Genomic DNA, 22,771 nt, shown 5'->3' with positions numbered 1-22,771 from the left:
GTCCGCCGGGCGGTGTGTCGCTTGCTCCCCCCCCCCCTCAACCGGGGGGGCCCGTGCGCCCCGGGCCCCACCGGGCCACCGGCGTTTCAGGCGCGGTTCAGGGGCGCAGGCCCCGGATCACCAGGGCCGTGACGGCCTCGAACTCCGTCAGGATCGTGGGCGAGACCCAGTCCGCCGCGTACTGCGGATCGTGGAACCGGCCGGTGGCGTCGAAGACGGCGCGGGCGGCGGCCGGGACATCGGAGGCGGCCAGCGTGCCCGCCGCGACGCCCTCGGCGATGATCCGGGCCAACTGGTCGATCAGCTGGTTCAGGTGAAGGTCGACCACACCGCTGTTCTCGGCGAGCAGCACCGTGTACGTCGCGAACAGTTCCGGGTCGGCGCCCGCCTTGCGGCGCTTGACCTCGAAGAGGGCCTCCAGCCACGCCTCCAGCTTGGAGGGCGCCGGCTCGGCGGGAGCCGAGGCGATCTCCTCCAGCATGACGACGCTCTTGGCGAGCCAGCGGTCCGTGACGGCCTCGCGCAGCGCCGCCTTCGAGGGGAAGTGCCGGTAGACGCTCCCGTGGCTGACCCCCAGGGCGCGCGCCACGTCCACCACGGTCGCCTTGGTGGGGCCGAAGCGGCGCAGCACCTCCTCGGTGGTTTCGAGGATGCGCTCGGGTGTCAGGGGCTCGGCAGCTGCGGGGGGCATGGGTACGACCGTACCTGGCGGCTCAGTGCTCGCTGTCGAGGTGGGCCATCTGGGCCGCCGGATAGCGCTCGCCCGCCGCGGCCCCGGCCGGGACCGCCTCCTCGATGGCGGCCAGGTCGGCGGCGCTGAGGTCTATTTCCAGGGCACCCAGTGCCTCGCCCAGCCGGTCCCGGCGCCTGGCTCCCACCAGCGGCACGATGTCCTCGCCGCGGGAGAGCACCCAGGCGATGGCCGTCTGGGCGACGCTCACGCCCTTCTCCTCGGCGACCTTGCGCAGGGCCTCGACCAGGTCGAGATTGCGGTGCAGGTTCTCCCCCTGGAAGCGGGGGCTCATGCCGCGGAAGTCACCCGGGGCGAGGGCGCGGTCGCGGGTGAAGTGCCCGCTGATCAGGCCGCGGGACAGCACCCCGTACGCCGTGACACCTATGCCCAGCTCGCGGGCGGTCGGCAGGATCTCCTCCTCGATGCCGCGGGAGATCAGTGAGTACTCGATCTGGAGGTCCGAGATCGGGGCCACGGCGGCGGCCCGGCGCAGGGTGTCCGCGCCGACCTCGGACAGGCCGATGTGCCGGACGTGCCCGGCCTGGACGGCCTCGGCGATGGCGCCGACGGTCTCCTCGATCGGCACGTCCGGGTCGACGCGGGCGATCCGGTAGATGTCGATGTGGTCCCGGCCGAGCCGCTGGAGGGAGTAGGCCAGGAAGTTCCTCACGGCCTCGGGCCGGCCGTCGTAGCCGGTGAACCCGCCCTCCACCGTCCGCAGGGCGCCGAACTTGACGCTGGTCAGCGCCCGCTCGCGGGTCGCCGCCGGGGCGGTGCGCAGGGCTTCCTGGATCAGTAGTTCGTTGTGGCCCATGCCGTAGAAGTCGCCGGTGTCGAGCAGCGTGTTCACGCCGTCGGGCGCGGCCTCCAGGAAGGCGTGGATCGTGGAGACGGACTCGGCGCGGTCGGCCCCGCCGTACAGGGCGGACATGCCCATGCAGCCCAGCCCCAGCGGGAAGACCGCAGGCCCCGTGGCTCCGAGCCTGCGGGGAGTGGTGGACGTCAGGACCGAGGTGGACGCGTTCTCGTGAGTGGTCATGCAACGAGAATGGCATGACGAGTGACAGATTTCAATATCTGTCACTCGTCAGTGTCGGCCGGTCTGTCGGTCAGGCCGCCACGCGCAGCGCCAGCGCCGCCGCGGCGATCACCGTCAGGACGGCCGCCGGGGCGAGGTCGAAGTCCTTGACGCGCAGGTGGCTGATGACGGCGCCGGCGAAGTAGAGGGTCACGCCGGTGGCGGCCGCCACCCCGAGCGGGGTGACCCAGAGCCCGGCGACCAGGCCCGCCGCGCCGGCGGCCTTGAGCGTGGCGAGGCGTGGCAGCCAGGACTCCGGCACCTCGACCTTGCGCATGCTGGCGACGATCGCCTCGTTGCGCTGGAACGTGAAGGTGGCGGACGCGGTGAGGACGAGCGCGAGCAGGCCGGTGACGACGGCGTAGGCAATGAACATGGTGAACTCCAACAGTCGAAATTGTCAGATCATTGAATACCATCAACGATCCGGAGATTGCAATCATTTCCTGCCTGCTACGGTGTGGAACATGACGGCAGCACAGGAAGCCCCGCACCCACCGCAGCGGCTTGGCATGCTGCTGGCCTGGCACGGAGCGGTCACCCAGACCCGGATGAAGAAGGCCCTCAGCGCGGCAGGGCTCACCCCCCGGCACGCGATGACGCTGATGCACCTCGCAGGCGGCCCCATCGGCCAGCGGGCGCTCGCCGAGCGGCTGGAGGTGGACCCGAGCGTGCTCGTCGGGATCCTCAACGACCTGGAGCGCGACGGTCTGGTCGAACGCCGCCGCGACCCGGCCGACCGCCGCCGCCACAACGTGGCCATCACCGACGTCGGATCCGCCGCCCTCGGCAAGACCAACGCAGCGCTGGACGCGGTCGAGGCCGGGCTGTTCGCCGGGCTCTCGGAGCGGGAGCAGGGCGTACTGCGCGGGCTGCTGGCCCGCATCGACTCGCAGGCCGACGAGTTCGACTGCCAGGAGTGAGCCGGGGGCGCACCGCGCCCCTGCGGGCTCTCAGCCGCGGGGCGCGGCGGTGGCCGACTCCAGGTCGCGGGCCGTACGGGAGGCCGTGTCCCGCGCCCAGCGCCCGCTCGTCGCGGCGCCCACCACCAGCACCAGCAGCCCGCACCCGGTGATGACCCACCAGGCGGGCCCGGCCGCCGCCACGAAGCCCCCGCCCCCCGCCGTGCCGGCCGCGAGGACGGCGCCGATCAGCGCGACCCCCAGCGTTCCGCCGGTCTGCCGGCTCGTGGAGGCCACCGCCGCCGCGACCCCCGCCTGGGAGCGGGGCATCCCCGAGACGGCCGTGTTGGTGATCGGAGAGTTGACCATGCCGAACCCGATGCCGAACAGCACGTACCCGGTGAGGAGCAGGGGAGTGGAGCTCTCGGCCCGGAAGACGGCGAAGAGCAGCCCGCTCGCCCCCATCGCCACCCCGGCGACCATCAGCGGCAGCCGCGGCCCCCGGCTGCCCACCAGGCGCCCCGACAGGGGTGCGAAGAAGAGCGTCGGCACCGCCATGGGCAGCATGTAGAGCCCGGCCTGCAGGGCGCTGAGCCCCCGTACGTCCTGGAGGTACAGGGTGTTCAGGAAGAGGAACCCGGACAGGGCGGCGAAGGCGCAGACGGCGATCGCGTTCGCCCCGCTGAAGGGCGCGCTCCGGAAGAACCGGAGATCGATCAGTGGCTCCTCGCGCCGGGGTTCGTAGAGCAGCAGCCCCACGAGCGAGGCCACGGCCACCACGGCGCAGCCCACGATCAGCGGAGAACGCCAGCCCGCGGCCGGTGCCTCGATGATCCCGTACGTCACCGAGCCGAGCAGCGCCATGACCAGCAGCTGGCCCACCGGATCCGGGCGCCGTGGCCGCGCGGCGCGGGACTCGGGGACGTGGCGCAGGGTCAGGGCGAGCGCGGCCAGGCCGATCGGCAGGTTGAGCAGGAAGATCGAACGCCAGCCCACGGAATCCACCATCAGTCCGCCGATCAGGGGGCCCGCGGCCATGGAGATACCCGCGACCGCGCCCCACACGCCGATGGCGCGGGCCCGCTCGGCCGGATCGGTGAAGGTGTTGGCGATGATCGACATGGCCACGGGATTGAGCATCGCCCCGCCGACCGCCTGGACCATCCGGAAGAAGACGAGCCAGTCGAGGCCGGGGGCGAGCGAGCACAGCAGGGATCCGGCGGTGAAGAGCACCAGTCCGGCGACGAACACCTTGCGGCGGCCGATCCGGTCGGCCGTGGAGCCCGCGAGCATCAGCAGGGAGGCCAGGACGAGGGTGTAGGAGTCGACGGCCCACTGCATCCCCGCCACCGAGGCGTGCAGTTCGCGGCGCATCGAGGGCAGCGCGACGTTGAGGACGGTGTTGTCGAGGCTGACGATGAGCAGGCTCATGCAGCAGACCGCCAGGACGAGCGTGCGCTGCCGGTGACTCGGCTCGATCATGCGGCCGATCGTACGGCGGCACCACGGCCCCGGCATGCGGGACAATGGGCGGATGACCACGCTCCCTCCGCCTCTCGCGATCGGCCCGCACACCGTGCAGCCCCCGGTGGTGCTCGCGCCGATGGCCGGCATCACCAATGCCCCGTTCCGTACCCTCTGCCGCGAGTTCTCCGGCGGCAAGGGGCTGTTCGTGAGCGAGATGATCACGACCCGCGCCCTGGTCGAGCGCAACGAGAAGACCATGCAGCTGATCCACTTCGACGAGACCGAGAAGCCCCGCTCGATCCAGCTGTACGGGGTGGACCCGGCCACGGTCGGCAAGGCGGTCCGGATGATCGTCGAAGAGGACCGCGCGGACCACATCGACCTCAACTTCGGCTGCCCGGTGCCCAAGGTCACCCGCAAGGGTGGCGGCTCGGCCCTGCCGTACAAGCGCAACCTGCTGCGCGCGATCCTGCGCGAGGCCGTCGCGGGCGCCGGCGACCTGCCGGTGACCATGAAGATGCGCAAGGGCATCGACGACGACCACCTCACCTACCTCGACGCCGGCCGGATCGCCGTCGAGGAGGGCGTCACCGCCATCGCCATGCACGGGCGCACCACCGCCCAGCACTACGGCGGCACCGCCGACTGGGAGGCCATCGCACGGCTCAAGGAGCACGTGCCGGAGATCCCGGTGCTCGGCAACGGCGACATCTGGTGCGCCGAGGACGCGCTGCGCATGGTCCGCGAGACGGGCTGCGACGGCGTCGTGGTGGGGCGCGGCTGCCTGGGGCGGCCGTGGCTGTTCAACGACCTGGTCGCGGCCTTCGAAGGACGGCCCCAGGACTTCCACAAGCCGACGCTGCGCGAGGTCGCGGGCGCCATGCACCGGCACGCACGGCTGCTGGGGGAGTGGATCGGGGACGAGACCCGCGGGGTGATCGACTTCCGTAAGCACGTCGCCTGGTACCTCAAGGGCTTCTCGGTCGGGTCGGAGATGCGCAAGAAGCTGGCGATCTCTTCCTCCCTGGCCGAACTGGATGCTCATCTGAGCGAGCTTGATCTGGATCAGGCGTGGCCGGAGGGTGCGGACGGTCCGCGCGGTCGGACGTCCGGAAACAACCGAGTTGTCCTGCCTGACGGCTGGTTGAAGGACCCTTACGACTGTGCGGGCATCGGTGAGGAAGCTGAGCTCGACACCTCCGGAGGCTGACAAATCGCCCTCCGTGTCGCGTGATATACGCCACGCATGCGTGAGGTTTCGCTCAGATGAGCGTCAGGGTGACGGGTAAGACTTTCAAAGGGTGGCACTGGGTGCCACCCTTTGAGCGTTCAACTCTTGAACGCCAATATATCGATGATCGCTCATCCGAGCGGGAACAGGCCCCAGTGGGCGCCTCTGCCTTCGGGATGTGAAGGCGATTCGTACGTTCTGGTTACCCGTAAGTTACTTTCGATCTGCTGGCGCACGAGTGGTTACAGCCTCATGACGGCCAGGTGGACGTACCCATAAGCCTTTGATCTGGGTATGTTCCTGGCCGTCAGGGCAGCCACCGAGCCTCGAGGAGTCGAGACCCGTGTCGGAAAACAAAGATCAGAAGTTCGTCTACGACTTCACCGAGGGCAACCGGGACCTCAAGGACCTTCTCGGCGGCAAGGGGGCCAACCTCGCCGAGATGACCAACCTTGGTCTCCCCGTCCCTCCCGGCTTCACCATCACCACCGAGGCCTGCAAGGTCTACCTCGAAAGCGGTACGGCCCCGGCCGAGCTGCGCGACGAGGTCAGTGCGCACCTGGGCGCCCTCGAGGCGAAGATGGGCAAGAAGCTCGGCCAGTCGGACGACCCGCTCCTGGTCTCCGTACGCTCCGGCGCCAAGTTCTCGATGCCCGGCATGATGGACACCGTCCTCAACATCGGCCTCTCCGACGAGTCCGTGACCGGCCTCGCCGCCCAGGCCGGTAACGAGCGCTTCGCGTGGGACTCGTACCGCCGGCTCATCCAGATGTTCGGCAAGACCGTCCTCGGCGTCGACGGCGAGCTCTTCGAGGAAGCCCTCGACGAGGCCAAGGCCACCAAGAAGGTCGCCGTCGACACCGACCTCGACGCCGCCGACCTGAAGAAGCTGGTCAAGCACTTCAAGAAGATCGTGGCGAAGGAAGCCGGCCGCGAGTTCCCGCAGAACGCCCGCGAGCAGCTCGACCTCGCCGTCGAGGCCGTCTTCAACTCGTGGAACACCGACCGCGCCAAGCTCTACCGCCGCCAGGAGCGCATCCCCGGCGATCTGGGCACCGCGGTCAACATCTGCTCCATGGTCTTCGGCAACCTGGGCCCCGACTCCGGCACCGGCGTCGCCTTCACCCGCGACCCCGCCAGCGGCCACCAGGGCGTCTACGGCGACTACCTCCAGAACGCCCAGGGCGAGGACGTGGTCGCGGGCATCCGCAACACCGTGCCGCTCGCGGACCTGGAGACCCTCGACAAGGCCTCGTACGACCAGCTCATGACGATCATGGAGACGCTGGAGACCCACTACAAGGACCTCTGCGACATCGAGTTCACCATCGAGCGCGGCCAGCTGTGGATGCTCCAGACCCGTGTCGGCAAGCGCACCGCGGGCGCGGCCTTCCGCATCGCCACCCAGCTCGTGGACCAGGGCCTGATCGACGAGGCCGAGGCCCTCCAGCGCGTCAACGGCGCCCAGCTGGCGCAGCTGATGTTCCCGCGCTTCGACGACGATGCCAAGACCACCCTGCTGGGCCGCGGCATCGCCGCCTCCCCGGGCGCGGCGGTCGGCAAGGCCGTCTTCGACTCGTACACGGCCGTCAAGTGGTCCCGCTCCGGCGAGAAGGTCATCCTGATCCGCCGCGAGACCAACCCGGACGACCTGGACGGCATGATCGCCTCCGAGGGCATCCTGACCTCGCGCGGCGGCAAGACCTCGCACGCGGCCGTCGTCGCCCGCGGCATGGGCAAGACCTGTGTCTGCGGCGCCGAGGAGCTCGACGTCGACACCAAGCGCCGCCGGATGACGGTCGGCGAGACGGTCATCGAAGAGGGCGACGTCGTCTCCATCGACGGCTCCACCGGCAAGGTGTACCTCGGTGAGGTACCCGTCGTACCGTCCCCGGTCGTCGAGTACTTCGAGGGCCGCATGCACGCCGGCGCCGACGACGCCGACGAGCTGGTCGCCGCCGTGCACCGGATCATGGCGTACGCCGACCGCGTCCGCCGCCTGCGGGTGCGCGCCAACGCCGACAACGCCGAGGACGCCCTGCGCGCCCGCCGCTTCGGCGCTCAGGGCATCGGCCTGTGCCGCACCGAGCACATGTTCCTCGGCGAGCGCCGCGAGATGGTCGAGCGCCTGATCCTCGCGGACACCGACAGCGAGCGCGAGGAGGCACTCAGTGCCCTCCTGCCGCTGCAGAAGAAGGACTTCGTCGAGCTGTTCGAGGCGATGGACGGGCTCCCCGTCACCGTCCGCCTGCTCGACCCGCCGCTGCACGAGTTCCTGCCCGACATCACCGAGCTGTCGGTGCGCGTCGCCCTCGCCGAGTCCCGCAAGGACCACAACGAGAACGACCTGCGCCTGCTCCAGGCCGTGCACAAGCTGCACGAGCAGAACCCGATGCTGGGTCTGCGCGGCGTCCGCCTCGGTCTGGTCATCCCCGGTCTGTTCGCCATGCAGGTCCGGGCGATCGCGGAGGCCGCGGCCGAGCGCAAGAACGCCAAGGGCGACCCGCGCGCCGAGATCATGGTGCCGCTCGTCGGCACCGTCCAGGAGCTGGAGATCGTCCGCGAGGAGGCCGACCAGGTCATCGCCGAGGTCGAGGCCGCGACGGGGACGCACCTCAAGCTGAGCATCGGCACGATGATCGAGCTGCCGCGTGCCGCGCTGACGGCCGGGCAGATCGCCGAGGCCGCGCAGTTCTTCTCCTTCGGTACGAACGACCTGACCCAGACGGTGTGGGGCTTCTCCCGCGACGACGTCGAGGCCAGCTTCTTCACCGCGTACCTGGAGAAGGGCATCTTCGGGGTCTCGCCGTTCGAGACCATCGACAAGGACGGCGTCGGCGCGCTGGTCCGCAGTGCCGTGGAGGCCGGCCGGGCCACCCGCCCCGACCTCAAGCTCGGCGTCTGCGGCGAGCACGGCGGCGACCCGGAGTCGGTGCACTTCTTCCACGAGGTCGGCCTCGACTACGTCTCCTGCTCGCCCTTCCGGATCCCGGTGGCGCGCCTGGAGGCGGGCCGCGCGGCGGCCGAGTCGAAGGGCTCCGACAGCCGCTGAGGCCCCCGTAGGACCCTCGGGTCCCCACTGACTGCGCCTGCCCCCGGGTTCCCTGACACCCGAGGGCGGGCGCACTCCACTTTTCACGGCCGCGTATTCGGCGGCGAGCCTTTACGGCACCAGGCGGTGGACGGATCCCCACCCGTCCACCGCCTGCCGCCTTTCTGCCAGGCACGTCGGCGCTTCCCGGTGCGACCGACCGCCAGGCCCCGCAAAGCCCCCCACGGCCTTCACGGAGCGTTTCGGTCGCACTGGAGTGTGCCTGGCGGAGTACAGGATTTCGGTTGTCACGCCCCTGCCGAAAGGGGTTTCAACTGTGGCTGAAAGGGCGTGGTGACCACGTGTGACGGCATGCATACTCGTGAGGCGGGGGGATTGCGGTTGCACAGGTGGGGGTTCGGTGCTTCGTATCCATTTCACTGGAGTGGACCTGGCACGCGTACGGATGGCAGGGCGTCCCGATGCGTTGTGGGAAACGATTCTCAGTTTTCACCGTTTAAGAGACCGGCGAGACGCCCGGCTGTTCGGTGAATGGCGTACGGAAACCAGGAACCGGTTGAATGGTGAAACAAGACTCCTCGGCGCCTTGATACCGGCTCGCGGCTATTTCCCGGATTTCCTGACCCCCGTCGAGGGGCAGTACGGCTGGGACGTCGGGCTCGACGCGCTGCGCGCGCTGCGGCCCGAGCGGCTGCGGCGGGAGCTGGCCCTCGTCGGCGACGGCGCGGCCGCTGCCGCCGGCGCCGGAACGGGCTTCGGGGCGGCCTTCGGGACGCCGCCGCCCGCGCGGCTGCGGCAGTTCATCGACGGCGGCACCAAGCACCTGCCCCGGCTGCTGGCCGAGCTGCGCGGCTACCACCGGGCGGCCGTGGAGCCGTACTGGACGCACATCCAGGCCCAGATAGAGGCGGAGCGGGCCGCGCGCGGCCGGGCCCTGCTCGACGGGGGAGCGGACGAGCTGCTGGCCTCGCTGCCGCCGATGCTGCGCTGGAAGGCGCCGGTCCTGGAGTGCGAGTACCCCGTGGACCGGGACCTGCGGCTGCGGGGACGCGGGCTGCTGCTCCAGCCGTCCTTCTTCTGCCGGCGCACGGCGGTGACCCTGCACGACCCGGAGCTGCCGCCGGTGCTGGTCTACCCGGCCGCGGCGCAGCTGGCCTCCACCGGGGCCGGGGGCGAGTCCGCCCGGCCGGAGGAGCAGCGCCAGCGGACCCTGGGCAAGCTGGTGGGCCACACCCGCTCGGTGGTGCTGCGGGCCATCGGCGACGGGGCTACCACCAGCGAACTGGCCCGCCGGGCCGGGGTCTCCCTGGCCTCGGCGAGCCAGCACGCCTGCGTGATGCGGGAGGCGGGCCTGGTGACCACCCTGCGGCACGGGAACGCCGTCCTGCACACGGTGACGCCCCTGGGCGCCGCCCTGCTGAAGGGCGGCGCCATGGTGTCCTGAGGGCCCCTGTGGCCGCTACACCCGGAAGGGGCCGGTGACCTCGTACGTGATGCCGCCGGAGGAGCTGCCGCTCGTGCCGCGCTGGCTGGAGAAGTAGAACCGGTTGCCGGCCGGGGAGAAGGCCGGGCCGGTGATCTCCGAGGACGAGTGGCCGGTGATCCGCAGGAAGGGCGCCACCACGTCGTCCGGGGTGATCACGCAGATCTCCATGTTGCCGCCGTCCTCGGCGATGTACAGGTCGCCGTACGAGGAGCCGGTGACGTTGTCCACGCCCGTCAGCGGGGCCGTGCCGCTCGGGACGAGGGAGTCGTCGTAGGCCAGCTCGTAGGTGTTGGAGGCGACGTTGAGCTGCCAGACGCGGTTGTCGCCCTTGGTGGTGAACCACACGGTGTCGTTGGCGTAGTGGCAGCCCTCGCCGCCGTTGAACTTCTTCGCGCCCGAGACCTGGCTGCGGGTCGCGGTCGGGGAGCCGTCCGGGTCCGGCACGTTGGCCCAGGTGAAGGAGCCGGAGGTGGCCGTTCCGGCCTTGAGGACCTGGAGGGTGCCGGTGGAGAGGTCGCCCCACGTGGTGGGGACGAAGCGGTAGAAGCAGCCGCTGGAGTCGTCCTCGGTGAGGTAGACGACCTTGCGCACCGGGTCGGCGGCGGCCGCCTCGTGGTTGAAGCGGCCCATCGCGGAGCGGCGGACGGCGGGGTTCACGCCCCACGGGTCGGTCTCGTAGACGTAGCCGAGGCTGACCTCCTCGGCCGACAGCCAGGTGTTCCAGGGTGTGGCGCCGCCCGCGCAGTTGCGGTTGGTGTTGGACAGGATCCGGTACGCGGAGGTGATCGAGCCGGACGAGTTGAACTTGACCGCGCTCGCGCCGCCGGTGGAGGAGATCTCCGAGTTGGAGACGTAGATCCAGCCCGTGCCGTCGGCGAAGCAGGCGCCGCCGTCGGGGGCGCTGTGCCACTTGTAGGTGGTGGAGCCGACGTTCTGGCCGGAGCGGGCGATGACGCGGCTGGTGAAGCCGGCCGGAAGCATGATGCCGTTCGCGTCGGCCGCGCCGAGTGCCCCGTAGGGGCCGGCGCCGGGCTGGGCGGGCGCCGCGTAGGCGGCTCCGTGCATCAACGTGCCGCCGAAGGCGGCGGCGGACGAGCCGATGACTGCACCGCGCAGGAAGGTACGACGTTCCACGGTCACTCCTGTGGGAGGAAGGCCCCGCGTCCGGTCGGACGCGGGGTCGCACGCGTCGAGGAACCTAGAGGCGTCGAGTTGACGTGACGTCAATTCCTTATGACGCAGGAGCGACCGGCTCGGGGTCAATCCTCCGGCAGTGACTTCGTACACCGGGGCGTTCCCCGGGCAACCCCGGGCGGACACCCCCGGCGCCCGCCTCCGCCCGGTTCGGGTGCCCCACCCCCACCTGCGTACGGTGTGCACCGCTTCGCGGTGACATGCCCGGGGGAGCCGGGGACCCCGGCGAAAAACTTTCCGGCGGACCGATGAGTTTCTGCCCGTCCCCCGGTCCACCCCTCGAAACCATCAGCACAGCACCGCGAACGCACCCGAGAGAAGAGGGACCGAGATGTCCGCCACCATGATCTTCGTCAACCTGCCGGTCAAGGACCTCGACGCCAGCAAGGCCTTCTGGAGCACCCTCGGCTACACCTTCAACGCCCAGTTCACCGACGAGAACTGCGCCTCCGTGGTCATCAGCGACACCATCGTCGCCATGCTCCTCACCGAGGCCCGCTACAAGGACTTCACCCACAAGGAGATCGCCGACGCGACGAAGACCTCCGAGGTGCTGCTCTGCCTGAGCGCCGAGAGCCGCGACAAGGTCGACGAGCTGGTGGACGGCGCCCTGGCGGCCGGTGCCACCGAGCCCCGGCCGGCCATGGACTACGGCACCATGTACGGCCGGGCCTTCGACGACCTCGACGGCCACACCTGGGAGATCATGTGGGTGACTCCTCCCCCTCGTGAACGAGGGGGCTTCTCCCTTGGAACCGAAGCCCCGCAGGACGGCCAAGCCCTGACCGCTGCCGAAGCAGATGCGCAGCGTACACCGCTTCGCGGCTCCGATAGTCAGGATGCGTTTCCCTCCCCGGCTGAAGCCGGGGATACCCACGCAAGATCAGGGATGGACCCGGCGATGGTCCAGGGCTGAGAGGCGCTCAGGAGGTCGCGGCGGTCCGCACCCGGTAGGTCCGGACCGCCACCGCCTCGTCGTCCAGGCAGTGCCCCGACTCCAGGTCGAAGCGCTGCTTCAGCAGCGGCGAGGCCACGAAGGGCCTGCCGCCCGCGCGTCCCACCAGTCCCCGCGACAGGACGTGCGCGCCGGTGAAGGGGTCCTGGTTGCCGATCGCGTACGGGCGCCCCGCGCGGTCGACGAACACCGCGGCCTGGCTCCCGTCGGGCAGCAGGGCCGCGACCCCGCGCCCGGGGATGAGCGAGGACAGCTCGCACACCGTGAGCCAGCCTTCGGCCACCTCGAGTTCGACGGTCATCGGACGCCTCCTCCTATGGTCAGGACGGCCAGGTCGGGCTTGACCTGACCGCGCTCGGGAACGAACCGCACGGTCGGGTCGGGCGCGCCCGGCGCGTTGACGAAGGACACGAACCGGCGCAGCCGTTCCGGGTCCTGAAGCGTCTCGGCCCACTCGTCCCGGTAGTGCGCCACGTGGTCGGCCATCAGCGACTCCAGCTCCGCGCACAGCCCGAGCGAGTCGTGCACGATCACGTCGCGCAGGTGCTCCAGGCCCCCCTCCAGCCGGTCCAGCCAGGTGGAGGTCCGCTCCAGCCGGTCGGCGGTGCGGATGTAGAACATCAGGAACCGGTCGATGAGCCGGACCAGTTCGGCGTCCGACAGGTCCTGGGCGAGTAGGTCGGCGTGGCGCGGGGTGGCGCCGCCGTTGCCGCCGACGTACAGGTTCCAGCCACTCGCCGTCGCGATGACGCCGAAGTCCTTGCTCTGCGCCTCCGCACACTCGCGCGCGCAGCCGGAGACCGCCGACTTGAGCTTGTGCGGGGCGCGCAGGCCCCGGTAGCGCAGCTCCAGGTCGATGGCCATCCGTACGCTGTCCTGCACCCCGTAGCGGCACCAGGTCTGGCCCACGCAGGACTTCACCGTCCGCAGGGCCTTGCCGTACGCGTGCCCGGACTCGAATCCGGCGTCGACGAGCCGGGCCCAGATCCGCGGGAGCTGGTCGACGCTCGCGCCGAAGAGGTCGATGCGCTGGCCGCCGGTGATCTTCGTGTAGAGGCCGAAGTCGCGGGCCACCTCGCCGATCACGATCAGCTTGTCGGGGGTGATCTCGCCGCCCGGGATGCGCGGGACGACCGAGTACGAGCCGTTGCGCTGGATGTTCGCGAGGAAGTGGTCGTTGGTGTCCTGGAGGGCGGCCTGCTCCCCGTCGAGGACGTAGCCGCTCGCGCCGAGGGTGGGGGCCAGCGAGGCGATGATCGAGCCGACGGTCGGCTTGCAGACCTCGCAGCCGTCGCCGCCGCGGGCCTCCGGGCGGCCGTGGCCGTCGAGGATCGCCTCGTACGAGGTCAGCTGCCGGGTGCGGACGATCTCGTACAGCTCGGCGCGGGTGAAGGGGAAGCAGCCGCACAGCCCCTTGTCGGCGGCGGCGGGCAGCAGCTGGCCGATCACCTTGACGCAGCTGCCGCAGCCGGTGCCCGCCTTGGTGCACTTCTTGACCTCGGGCAGGGTCGCGCAGGCGGTGATGGCCTTCTTCGTGACGTTGTGACAGGAGCAGATCACCGCGCTGTCGGGGAGCGAGGAGGGGCCGAGCTGGGTGGCGGGGCCGAGCCCGGCGGGCAGGACCAGCTGCTCGGGGGCGACGGGCGGAACGCTGCCGGTCAGCGGGCGCAGCAGGCCGTACGAGTCCGCGTCGCCGACCAGCACTCCGCCGAGCAGCACCCCCTCGGGGGAGACGACCAGCTTCTTGTAGACGCCGGTGCGGGAGTCGGACCAGACCACGTCGAGGCTGCCGGGGGCGGTGCCGTGAGCGTCGCCGAAGGAGGCCACGTCCACGCCGAGCAGCTTGAGCTTGGTCGACAGGTCGGCCCCGGTGAACTCCTTGTCGCGGCCCAGGAGGTCCTCGGCGGCGGTCTCGGCCATCTCGTAGCCGGGGGCGACCAGGCCGTAGACGCGGCCGTCGCAGGCCAGCGCGCACTCACCGATGGCGTAGACGCGCGGGTCGGAGGTGCGGCAGCGGGAGTCGACGGTGATGCCGCCGCGTTCGCCGACGTCGAGCCGGGCGTCGCGGGCGAGCTGGTCGCGGGGGCGGACGCCGGCGGAGAAGACGACGAGGTCGGCGTCGACCGTGGAGCCGTCGGAGAGCCGCATACCGCTGACGTGGCCGTCCTCGCCGGTCAGCACCTCCTGGGTGCCGACGCCGGTGTGCACGGTCAGGCCCATGGACTCGATGGTGCGCAGCAGGGCGGCGCCGCCGCCCTCGTCGACCTGGACGGGCATCAGGCGCGGGGCGAACTCGACGACGCGGGTGGCGAGGCCGAGCCCCTGCAGGGCGCCCGCCGCCTCCAGGCCGAGGAGGCCACCGCCGACGACGGCGCCGCTCGCCCGGGTTTTGGCGTAGTCCTCGATCGCGAGGAGGTCCTCGATCGTGCGGTAGACGAAGCAGCCCGGGGCGTCCTTGCCGGGGACGGGCGGCACGAAGGGATAGCTGCCGGTCGCCAGCACGAGCACGTCGTACGGGAACACCTGCCCGGAGCGGGAGGTGACGGTGCGGCCCTCGCGGTCGATGCTCTCGGCGGGGTCGTCCAGGTGCAGCTCGATGCCGTGCTGCTCCATGAACCCGGCCGGGGTCAGGGACAGCTCCTCCGGGCTGGAGCCGGAGAAGTACGAGGTCAGGTGCACGCGGTCGTAGGCCGGCCGGGGCTCCTCGCACAGCACGGTGATGCGGTGCGTGGCGGTGGCCCCGCGCTCGGCGAGCGCCTCCAGGTAGCGCTGGCCGACCATGCCGTGCCCGATGAGCACGATCGCGGGCAGGGGCTCGGTCATGTCAGTGGCCTCCGTCGTCGGTGAGCAGGTGGAACAGGTCGTCCAGTGATTCGTCGCCCTCCCAGGTGCGGGCGAGGGCCCCCACGGTGGAGAGCTCACCGAGCAGCACCCCGCCGACGAGGCGGTCGCCCCGGACGACGACCTTGCGGTAGGTGCGGCGGGTGGCGTCGGCGAGGCGGAGCACGTCGTCGCCGGGGAGCGGGGTCGGCTCGCCGAAGGCGGCGAGGTCGAAGGTGCCGTCGGCTCCGCCGAGGGTGAGGCGGGTGAGGGCGCGGGTGCCGGCGTAGTCGGGTTTGGCCTGTGTGCCGGTGAGGGTCGCGGCGAGGGCGTCGGCCTGCTCCAGCGCGGGGCCGGCCAGGCCGTACACCCGGCCGGCGTGCTCGGCGCAGTCGCCGATGGCGTGGATGCGGGGGTCACTCGTACGCAGCCGGTCGTCGACGACGACCCCCTTGCGGACCTCCAGCCCGGCCGCCTGCGCGAGCCCGGTGCGGGGCCGTACGCCGCAGGCGAGGACGACGACATCGGCGTCGAGCCGGTACCCGTCGGCGAGCTCCACCCCGGTGACCCGGCGGGACGCCGACGGCGGCGCCGGGCGGTACCGCCCGGCGGGCGGATCTGCCCGCTGGGCCACGTCAGCCTGGGCGGCGTTTGAGGCGCGGAGTCCGGGGCGGAGCCCCGGCAGCGGCGCCGCGGACGGCGAGCCCGGCCCCGCCGTGACCAGGCCGCGGACGCGGCATTCCGTGTGGATCTCCACGCCGAGCGCGGTCAGGTGCGCGTGCAGCAGCGCCGACGCGTCCGCGTCCAGCTGCCGTTCCATCAGGCGCTCCGCCTGCTGGGCGAGCACCACCTGCGCCCCCCGCGCGGCCAGCGCACGGGCCGCGGAGACGCCCAGGAGCCCGCCGCCGATCACCACGACGCGGACGCCCGGCCGTACGGCTACGGCGGCCCCGAGGGCCAGGCAGTCGTCCATCGTGCGGAACGCGTGGACCCCGTCGGGGAGTTCCCGCCCGTCGGGCGCGAACAGTCCGCGCAGCGGCGGCAGGACCGGGTTGGACCCGGTGGCCAGGACCAGCGTGTCGTACTCCGGCGCCGTGCCGTCGTCACAGTGGACCCTGCGGTCCGCGCGGTCGATCCGGACCGCCCGGACGCCCCGGCGCAGCATCGGGCCGGGCGCCGGGAGGGCGGTCACCTCGGGGGCGTACCGTCCCGCCAGGACCTCGGCGAGCAGGACCCGGTTGTACGGGGCGTGCGTTTCCTCGCCGAGGACGGTCACCGCCGCACCCGCGCCGAGCCGCTGCGCGAGCCGCAGGCCCGCCAGGCCGCCGCCGATCACCACCACACGCTGCTCCGAGGTCATGGCACGAGCGTGCGCGGCCGCTGTTTCCCCTCGGCACCGCTTCTGTTACCCCGACGGAACGCCCACCTCAGCGCCCGGCTCCAGGGTCCGTGAGGCGGCGTGTCCCGGAAAGCTCAACCTTTGCGCAACTTTCCGGACATCGATGGCTGCTGCACCGATCCGCTCCGTAGGGTCGGGGCCGTGCCTGAGATATCGACGACCATGATCATCGTGCTGTGCGTGGCCGCGGCGGCCGCCGGCTGGATCGACGCGGTGGTGGGCGGCGGCGGACTCCTGCTGCTGCCCGCCCTGCTGCTCGGCCTCCCGAACGCCCACCCCGCCACCGTCCTCGGGACGAACAAGGCGGTGGCCATCGTCGGCACGGCCGGTGCGGCCGTCACCTACGTACGCAAGGCCCCGGTGAACGTGAAGCTCGCCGTCCGCATCGGTCTGGCCGCCCTCGCCGGATCGGTCGGCGGGGCCGCGCTGGCCGGGGGCATCAGCAAGGACGCGATGCGGCCGCTGATCATGGTGGTCCTCGTGATCGTCGCCGTGGTGGTGATCTTCAAGCCGGGATTCGGCACGGCCCCTTCCACCTCACCCGTCTCCCGCCGGCGGGTGCTGCTGACCATCGCCCTCGCCGGCCTCGGCATCGGCTTCTACGACGGCCTCATCGGCCCCGGCACCGGCACCTTCCTGGTGCTGGCCCTCACGGCGCTGCTCCACCTCGACCTGGTCACCGCCTCCGCCACCGCGAAGATCGTCAACACGTGCACGAACGCGGGCGCGCTGGCGATGTTCGCCTACCAGGGGATGGTGCTGTGGCAGCTGGCCGCGCTGCTGGCGGTCTTCAACCTGGCCGGCGGCATGATCGGGGCCCGGATGGCACTCAAGAAGGGCAGCGGCTTCGTCCGGGGCGTGCTCCTGACGGTGGTCGGCGCGCTGGTCGTGCGGCTCGGCTTCGAGCAGTGGGGCTGACGGTGTCCGGCGTGTCAGTACGTGCCCGTCAGGTGGGCGAAGACGACCACGTTCCCCGCGTAGCCCGTACGCGGTGAGAAGCCGCCCCCGCAGGTGATCACGCGCAGCTCGGCGCGCGGCGACGGGCCGTATACACGGGCGTCGGGGAAGGCCTCGGCGCGGTAGACCTCGACGGCGTGGACGGTGAACACCGCCGTACGCCCGTCCGCCCGCGCGACCTCGATCACGGCCCCCCGGCGCAGGGCGCCCAAGTGGTAGAAGACGGCCGGGCCGCTGGCGTGGTCGACGTGGCCCGCGACGACGGCCGTGCCCGCCGCGCCCGGCGGGGTTCCCTCGCGGTACCAGCCGGCGAGGTCCCGCCGGGAGGGCGGGGGCACTTCGAGGCTGCCGTCGCGTTCCAGGCCCAGCCCGGCGAGCGGGGCGTCCACGCGGATGGCGGGGATCCGGATCCGGGTGGGCGGGGAGCCGGGAAGAGGGCGGATGCTCCCGGTGTAGAGGGCCTGCGCGCTGAGCGCTTCGGCGGGGGAGGGCAGGGGCGGCCCGACGGTCTCGCCGGAGCCGCTGCCGACGAGCCAGACTCCGACGCAGGCCGCGAGCGCGATGAGCCCGCCGCGCCCGGAGGTCCTCATGTCAGCCCCCTCGCCTCGCCGTTCCTGTGACTGGCCGTCGCCCGGCCCCGCGAACGGGGGGACCTCGCGGGGCGGGCGACGGGGGGCGGTACCGGTCGGACCGCGGCCGAAGCCGCGGTGGGCGCCCGTCAGCTCCGCGTGCCGCTCGCCCGGCGACGCAGGAGCCAGGTACCGCCGGCGGCGGCCACGGCCAGTACGGCCGCTCCCGCCGCGATCTTGGCGGGGTCGGCGGTGGTGGTCGTCCCACCACCCACCCCGGTCCGTACGTGGCCCTGCGGGCCGCGCTCGGTGACGACCAGGTCGCCGGTGGCGAACTTCCCGTTCGCGCAGGTCACGCCGATGCCGTAGGTGCCGGGCCGGGTGGTGTGGCCGACCTGGAACTGTCCCACGACCACCTCTTTGCGGGTGCCGGGGACCAGCTTGAAGCGGCCGCCGCCGACGGTCGTGGCATCCCCCTCGGCGTGGCTGCCCGGCCCGCACGCCGTGGTGTTCACGGTGACGGTGGTGCCCGGGGTGGCCGACTTCGGCCAGACCTCCAGCGGGGCGAAGTCCCCGGCCGCGAAGCCGGTCATGCCCAGTTCCGCGGCGGCGACCGCTCCGGCGACCGGGCCGGCGAAGGCGACGGCGGTCAGCGCGGTGGCGGTGAGCACGTGGGCGGTGCTGCGGCTGCGGCGCATGGCAACTCCTGGGGACAAGGGGTCGTGTCCCGAGCTAAACCGGCACGCTCGGCCGCCGCCTGCTGAGCCCCCGTCAGATCCGGCTCCGGCCGCCTTTCGAACCCGTATCTGCCCAGGTCACAGCCCTGCGCGGCCATCCGTGTCCCTCCACCCCGTACGGGTGACTAGGGTGTGGTCGAGGGAGGCCCGGGTGACATTGCTGCCGATCTTCGTGTACGGGACGCTACGGCCCGGCGAGGTCAATCACGACCTGTTCCTGCGGGGCCGCACGGCGGCCGAGGAACCGGCCCGGCTGCCGGGCGCGGCGCTGTACGAGGGCCCGGGATACCCGTACGCCGTCGAGCGCCCCGGCGCGGTCGTCGCCGGCGAGCTGATCGCCCCGGTGCCGGGCGCGTACGGGGAACTGCTGGCCGCGCTGGACCTGCTGGAGGGGTACGAGGGCCCGGGCCGCCCGGGAAACCTCTACGACCGCGTCGCCCGCGAGACCCTCCGCCCCGACGGCACCCCCGTCCGCGCCTGGGTCTACCTGGCGGCGGCCCCCCTGGCCCAACGCCTGACGCGGTCGGGCACCGAGATCCCGAGCGGCGACTGGCTCCACCGCGGCCCCGGCCGGGCGTTTCCCTGACAGCCCGGCCCGCCGGACCGGGACACCCGGTCGCCCGACGGGCGGGCCACGGGCACGCCCGGCGCGCCGCTGCCGTCGGCCCTGACCGGGGGTTCAGCCCCGGTCAGGGCCGGATCCGGGGCCGGAGCAGTCCGCCGGGGCTGTCCTGGGGCCCGGAGGCGCCGGGTCGTCTCCCGGTCGCCCGATGCGCCGGGGCGGGCCGTGGGTTCGGCTCGCGGGTCCGGGGCGCCGGGGGTACACGGGGTTGCCGCGTCGGGCGGCCGCGCCGCAGCCGGGAGCCGGGGTGCCGGGCGGCAGCGCCCGGGGTGTTCCCTGCCGACCGCCGGAGGTCAGAGGCCTTCCGCGCCGCGGTTGCGGAGGCGTTGGCCGTACTGCTGGAGGGTCCACAGCTCTTCCTGGATCGCCGCCAGCTGTTCCGGCGGGGCCTGGGGGCTCAGCCGGGACATGGTGCCCTGGACCTCGTGGACCCGGCGGTCGACCGCGCGCAGGCGGACCTGCACCAGCTGGACGCCCGCGTAGATCTCGTCCACCGTCTTGGCGTGGATGGCCTCGACCGCCAGCTCCGTCACGAGCGCGCGGACGGTGTCGTTCGGCGCGGCCGCGCGCACCCGGACCAGGTAGTCCTCGGTGTCCTGCGAGGCGCCGCCCGCGTCCTGGATGGCCTGGCGGACCGCCGCGTAGGGCGGGGCGGTGAACTCGTCCAGCCCGTACGCGTCGAAGGCGGGCGAGACCAGGGCCGGCCGCTGGAGCGCCAGCTTCAGCAGCTCGCGCTCGGTGCGGTGGGCCGGGCTGCGCAGGTTCAGCGCGGGGCCGCCGGCCGGCCGGTCGGCCGGCGCGGGGGCGGCCTCGTAGGCCGGGCGGCCCCGGCCCTGCTGCGGCGGCTGACCGCCGCGCTCGCGGGCCCAGCGGGCCAGCTGCGCGACCCGTTTGACCACGAACTGCTCGTCGCGGATGCCCAGCATGCCCGCCAGCTGGACCGCCGACTCGTGCTGGATCGCGATGTTCTTGATGTGGGCGACGACGGGCGCCGCCTCGTCCAGCGCGGCCGCGCGGCCCGCCGGGTTCTCCAGGTTGTGCCGGGCCACGATGTGCCGCAGCGCGAACTCGAACAGCGGGGTCCGTGACTCCACCAGCCCGGACACGGCGGCGTCGCCCTGCGCGAGCCGCAGGTCGCAGGGGTCCATGCCGCCGGGGGTGACCGCGATCGAGGTCTCCGCCGCGAACTTCTGGTCGTCCTCGAAGGCCCGCAGCGCCGCCTTCTGCCCGGCCGCGTCCCCGTCGAAGGTGAAGATCACCTCGGCGGTCGCGTTGTCCATGAGCAGTCGGCGCAGGATCTTGATGTGGTCCCCGCCGAAGGCCGTGCCGCAGGTGGCGATGGCGGTGGTCACCCCGGCCATGTGGCAGGCCATGACATCGGTGTAGCCCTCGACGACCACCGCCCGCGAGGTCTTCGCGATCTCCTTCTTCGCCAGGTCGATGCCGTACAGCACCTGGGACTTCTTGTAGATCGCCGTCTCGGGGGTGTTGAGGTACTTCGGGCCGGTGTCGTCGTCGCGCAGCCTGCGTGCGCCGAAGCCCACCACCTCGCCGCTGATGTCGCGGATCGGCCACATGAGCCGGCCCCGGAAGCGGTCGATGGGCTTGCCGCTGCGGCTGTCCTGGGCGAGCCCGGAGAGGATCAGCTCCTTGTCGCTGAAGCCCTTGCCGCGCAGGAACCGGGTCAGGTGGTCCCAGCCGGCCGGGCTGTAGCCCACGCCGAAGTGCTCGGCGGCCGCCTGGTCGAAGCCGCGCTCCGCCAGGAACGTGCGGCCGATCTCCGCCTCGGCGCCGCCGAGCTGTTCGGCGTAGAAGAGGGCGGCGGCCTTGTGGGCCTCGACGAGCCGGATCCGCTCACCGCGGCCGCTGGTGCCGGCGGTGTAGCCGCCTTCCTCGTACCGCAGGGTGATGCCGGCCTGGCCGGCCAGGCGCTCGACCGCCTCCGAGAAGGAGAGGTGGTCGATCTTCATGATGAAGTCGAGGGTGTCCCCGCCCGCCTGGCAGCCGAAGCAGTGGTAGAAACCCTTGCTGGGGCTGACCTGGAAGGACGGGGACTTCTCGTCGTGGAAGGGGCAGAGGCCCTTGAGGTTGCCACCGCCGGCGTTGCGCAGCTGGAGGTACTCCGAGACCACGGCGTCGATCGGGACCGCGTCCCGTACCGCCTTCACGTCGTCGTCGTTGATCCGTCCTGCCACGCGTGAAGTCTACGGCCGGGCGGGGGCGAACCCGTCAGGCCCCTGCTCCCGTCACCAGGGACTGAAGCGGAACGGACGGGTCCGCCAGGGCGTCGCGGTCCACCGGCGCCTGGGACCGGATCAGGGCCTGGATGTGCTCGGTGACATCCCACACATTCACGTTCATCCCGGCCAGCACCCGGCCGTGCGAGAGCCAGAACGCGACGAACTCCCGCTTGCCCACGTCCCCGCGGATCAGGACCTCGTCGTAGCCGCCCGGCGGCGCGTACCCCGAATACTCCAGCCCCACGTCGTACTGGTCCGAGAAGAAGTACGGCACCCGGTCGTACGAGACGTCCTGCCCCAGCATCGCCCGCGCCGCCGCCGGGCCGCCGTTGAGGGCGTTGGCCCAGTGCTCCACCCGCAGCCGGGTCCCGAGCAGCGGATGGTGCGCCGCCGCCACGTCCCCGACGGCGAAGACGTCCGGGTCGGACGTCCGCAGGGAGGCGTCCACGGCGATCCCGCCGCCGTGCTGCCGGTCGACCAGGGCCAGCCCGGAGGTCTCGGCGAGCGCGGTCCGCGGCGCGGCCCCGATCGCCGCGAGCACCGCGTGCGCCGGGTGCTCCTCGCCGTCGTCCGTACGGGCCGCCAGCACCATGCCGTCGTGCCCGACGATCTCGGTGAGGCGCGCCCCGAAGTGGAAGCGGACCCCGTGATCGGCGTGCAGGTCCGCGAAGAGCCGGCCGATCTCCGGGCCGAGGACCACGTGCAGCGGAGTGGCCTCCGGCTCGACCACGGTGACCTCGGCGCCGTAGCCGCGGGCCGCCGCCGCGACCTCCAGGCCGATCCATCCGGCGCCCGCGATCAGCAGGTGGCCGTTGTCCCGGCCCAGGGCGGTCAGTACGTGGCGCAGCCGCTCGGCGTGCGCGAGGCGCCGCAGGTGGTGCACCCCGCCCAGGCCCGTGCCCGGGATGTCGAGGCGGCGCGGCTCGGCCCCGGTGGCCAGCAGCAGCTTGTCGTAGTGCAGCAGCGCGCCGTCGCCCAGGCGCACCGTCTTGGCCTCCCGGTCGAGGTGGACCGCCGGCTGGCCGAGGTGCAGCTCGATGTCGGCGGCCGCGTACCAGGACGGCTCGTGGACGAAGACGCTGTCGCGCTCCTCCTTGCCCGTCAGGTACCCCTTGGACAGCGGAGGCCGTTCGTACGGATGGTCACGCTCGTCGCCGATCAGGATCACCCTGCCGGTGAACCCCTCGGACCTCAGCGTTTCGGCCGCCTTTGCCCCGGCGAGCCCCGCGCCGACGATGACGAACGTCCGATGTGCGTCGACCACCTGATGCCTCCTCATAACCTCACCGCCACATGCGACCACATGCGAGCGTCCCGCACTGAGCCTGC

18 protein-coding genes and 1 pseudogene are annotated in these 22,771 nt (G+C 72.1%); 7 read left to right on the top strand and 12 right to left on the bottom strand.

Translation table 11 applies throughout. The annotated features are described in order from the left end of the window. Nucleotides 1-97: 97 nt before the first annotated feature. The 3 genes from ACWDYJ_RS12680 to ACWDYJ_RS12670 form a co-directional block, all read right to left on the bottom strand. The gene (locus ACWDYJ_RS12680) at nt 98-691 is read right to left on the bottom strand and encodes a TetR family transcriptional regulator (RefSeq protein ID WP_451565510.1); all 594 of its coding nucleotides are present in this window, start codon (nt 689-691) and stop codon (nt 98-100) included. 22 nt (nt 692-713) lie between these two features. Further along, the gene (locus ACWDYJ_RS12675; RefSeq protein WP_451565509.1) at nt 714-1,772 is read right to left on the bottom strand and encodes an aldo/keto reductase; all 1,059 of its coding nucleotides are present in this window, start codon (nt 1,770-1,772) and stop codon (nt 714-716) included. A gap of 70 nt (nt 1,773-1,842) precedes the next feature. After that, nucleotides 1,843-2,187, bottom strand: a complete 345-nt coding sequence (locus ACWDYJ_RS12670; RefSeq protein ID WP_451565508.1) for a DoxX family protein — start codon at nt 2,185-2,187, stop codon at nt 1,843-1,845. Between the two features lie 91 nt (nt 2,188-2,278). Here ACWDYJ_RS12670 and ACWDYJ_RS12665 point away from each other — a divergent pair, with 91 nt between their 5' ends. Continuing rightward, nucleotides 2,279-2,734, top strand: coding sequence for a MarR family winged helix-turn-helix transcriptional regulator (locus ACWDYJ_RS12665; protein WP_451565507.1), 456 nt, complete (start codon nt 2,279-2,281; stop codon nt 2,732-2,734). A 30-nt stretch (nt 2,735-2,764) separates the two neighbouring features. On the opposite strand, the gene ACWDYJ_RS12660 is transcribed toward ACWDYJ_RS12665, so the two are convergent. Further along, nucleotides 2,765-4,195, bottom strand: a complete 1,431-nt coding sequence (locus tag ACWDYJ_RS12660) for an MFS transporter (RefSeq protein WP_451565506.1) — start codon at nt 4,193-4,195, stop codon at nt 2,765-2,767. Nucleotides 4,196-4,229: 34 nt separating this feature from the next. Here ACWDYJ_RS12660 and dusB point away from each other — a divergent pair, with 34 nt between their 5' ends. The 3 genes from dusB (at nt 4,230) to ACWDYJ_RS12645 (ending at nt 9,907) form a co-directional block, all read left to right on the top strand. After that, nucleotides 4,230-5,390 carry a tRNA dihydrouridine synthase DusB gene (dusB, locus tag ACWDYJ_RS12655; RefSeq protein ID WP_451565505.1) on the top strand — a complete coding sequence of 387 codons (1,161 nt, stop codon included), beginning with the start codon at nt 4,230-4,232 and terminating at the stop codon, nt 5,388-5,390. A 364-nt stretch (nt 5,391-5,754) separates the two neighbouring features. Beyond that, nucleotides 5,755-8,463, top strand: a complete 2,709-nt coding sequence (ppdK, locus tag ACWDYJ_RS12650; RefSeq protein WP_451565504.1) for a pyruvate, phosphate dikinase — start codon at nt 5,755-5,757, stop codon at nt 8,461-8,463. A gap of 400 nt (nt 8,464-8,863) precedes the next feature. Continuing rightward, nucleotides 8,864-9,907, top strand: a complete 1,044-nt coding sequence (locus ACWDYJ_RS12645) for an ArsR/SmtB family transcription factor (protein ID WP_451565503.1) — start codon at nt 8,864-8,866, stop codon at nt 9,905-9,907. A gap of 15 nt (nt 9,908-9,922) precedes the next feature. On the opposite strand, the gene ACWDYJ_RS12640 is transcribed toward ACWDYJ_RS12645, so the two are convergent. Continuing rightward, on the bottom strand, nt 9,923-11,083 hold the full coding sequence (locus ACWDYJ_RS12640; RefSeq protein ID WP_451565502.1) for an alkaline phosphatase PhoX: 1,161 nt from the start codon (nt 11,081-11,083) through the stop codon (nt 9,923-9,925). Nucleotides 11,084-11,474: 391 nt separating this feature from the next. Here ACWDYJ_RS12640 and ACWDYJ_RS12635 point away from each other — a divergent pair. Continuing rightward, nucleotides 11,475-11,864: pseudogene (locus tag ACWDYJ_RS12635) on the top strand (VOC family protein); the annotation flags it as partial. A 202-nt stretch (nt 11,865-12,066) separates the two neighbouring features. On the opposite strand, the gene nirD reads toward ACWDYJ_RS12635, so the two are convergent. The 3 genes from nirD to ACWDYJ_RS12620 are packed head-to-tail and all read right to left on the bottom strand — an operon-like array spanning nt 12,067 to nt 16,278. Beyond that, a complete protein-coding gene (nirD, locus tag ACWDYJ_RS12630; RefSeq protein ID WP_451565501.1) occupies nt 12,067-12,399 on the bottom strand; it encodes a nitrite reductase small subunit NirD in 333 nt (110 codons plus the stop codon). After that, nucleotides 12,396-14,921: a nitrite reductase large subunit NirB gene (gene nirB, locus ACWDYJ_RS12625; protein ID WP_451565500.1), complete on the bottom strand. Its 2,526-nt coding sequence runs from the start codon at nt 14,919-14,921 to the stop codon at nt 12,396-12,398. The genes nirD and nirB overlap by 4 nt, the downstream gene beginning before the upstream one ends. A 1-nt stretch (nt 14,922) precedes the next feature. Then, complete coding sequence (locus ACWDYJ_RS12620; RefSeq protein ID WP_451565499.1) at nt 14,923-16,278, bottom strand: NAD(P)/FAD-dependent oxidoreductase; 1,356 nt, start codon at nt 16,276-16,278, stop codon at nt 14,923-14,925. Nucleotides 16,279-16,458: 180 nt separating this feature from the next. Between ACWDYJ_RS12620 and ACWDYJ_RS12615 the strand changes: the two genes are divergently transcribed. After that, on the top strand, nt 16,459-17,235 hold the full coding sequence (locus ACWDYJ_RS12615) for a sulfite exporter TauE/SafE family protein (RefSeq protein WP_451565498.1): 777 nt from the start codon (nt 16,459-16,461) through the stop codon (nt 17,233-17,235). Between the two features lie 14 nt (nt 17,236-17,249). Here ACWDYJ_RS12615 and ACWDYJ_RS12610 read toward each other — a convergent pair whose 3' ends face one another. Further along, nucleotides 17,250-17,864, bottom strand: coding sequence for a class F sortase (locus tag ACWDYJ_RS12610; RefSeq protein WP_451565497.1), 615 nt, complete (start codon nt 17,862-17,864; stop codon nt 17,250-17,252). Nucleotides 17,865-17,992: 128 nt separating this feature from the next. Continuing rightward, on the bottom strand, nt 17,993-18,541 hold the full coding sequence (locus tag ACWDYJ_RS12605) for a hypothetical protein (RefSeq protein ID WP_451565496.1): 549 nt from the start codon (nt 18,539-18,541) through the stop codon (nt 17,993-17,995). A 190-nt stretch (nt 18,542-18,731) separates the two neighbouring features. Between ACWDYJ_RS12605 and ACWDYJ_RS12600 the strand changes: the two genes are divergently transcribed. Beyond that, on the top strand, nt 18,732-19,166 hold the full coding sequence (locus tag ACWDYJ_RS12600; RefSeq protein WP_451565495.1) for a gamma-glutamylcyclotransferase family protein: 435 nt from the start codon (nt 18,732-18,734) through the stop codon (nt 19,164-19,166). 329 nt (nt 19,167-19,495) lie between these two features. Here ACWDYJ_RS12600 and dnaG read toward each other — a convergent pair whose 3' ends face one another. Both dnaG and ACWDYJ_RS12590 read right to left on the bottom strand, forming a co-directional pair. Continuing rightward, the gene (gene dnaG / locus ACWDYJ_RS12595) at nt 19,496-21,397 is read right to left on the bottom strand and encodes a DNA primase (RefSeq protein ID WP_451565494.1); all 1,902 of its coding nucleotides are present in this window, start codon (nt 21,395-21,397) and stop codon (nt 19,496-19,498) included. A gap of 34 nt (nt 21,398-21,431) precedes the next feature. After that, nucleotides 21,432-22,706, bottom strand: coding sequence for an NAD(P)/FAD-dependent oxidoreductase (locus tag ACWDYJ_RS12590; RefSeq protein ID WP_451565493.1), 1,275 nt, complete (start codon nt 22,704-22,706; stop codon nt 21,432-21,434). Between the last annotated feature and the right edge of the window lie 65 nt (nt 22,707-22,771).

This window comes from Streptomyces sp. NPDC003042 (genome assembly GCF_053591315.1).
This window is presented reverse-complemented; position numbering and strand designations above follow the sequence as displayed.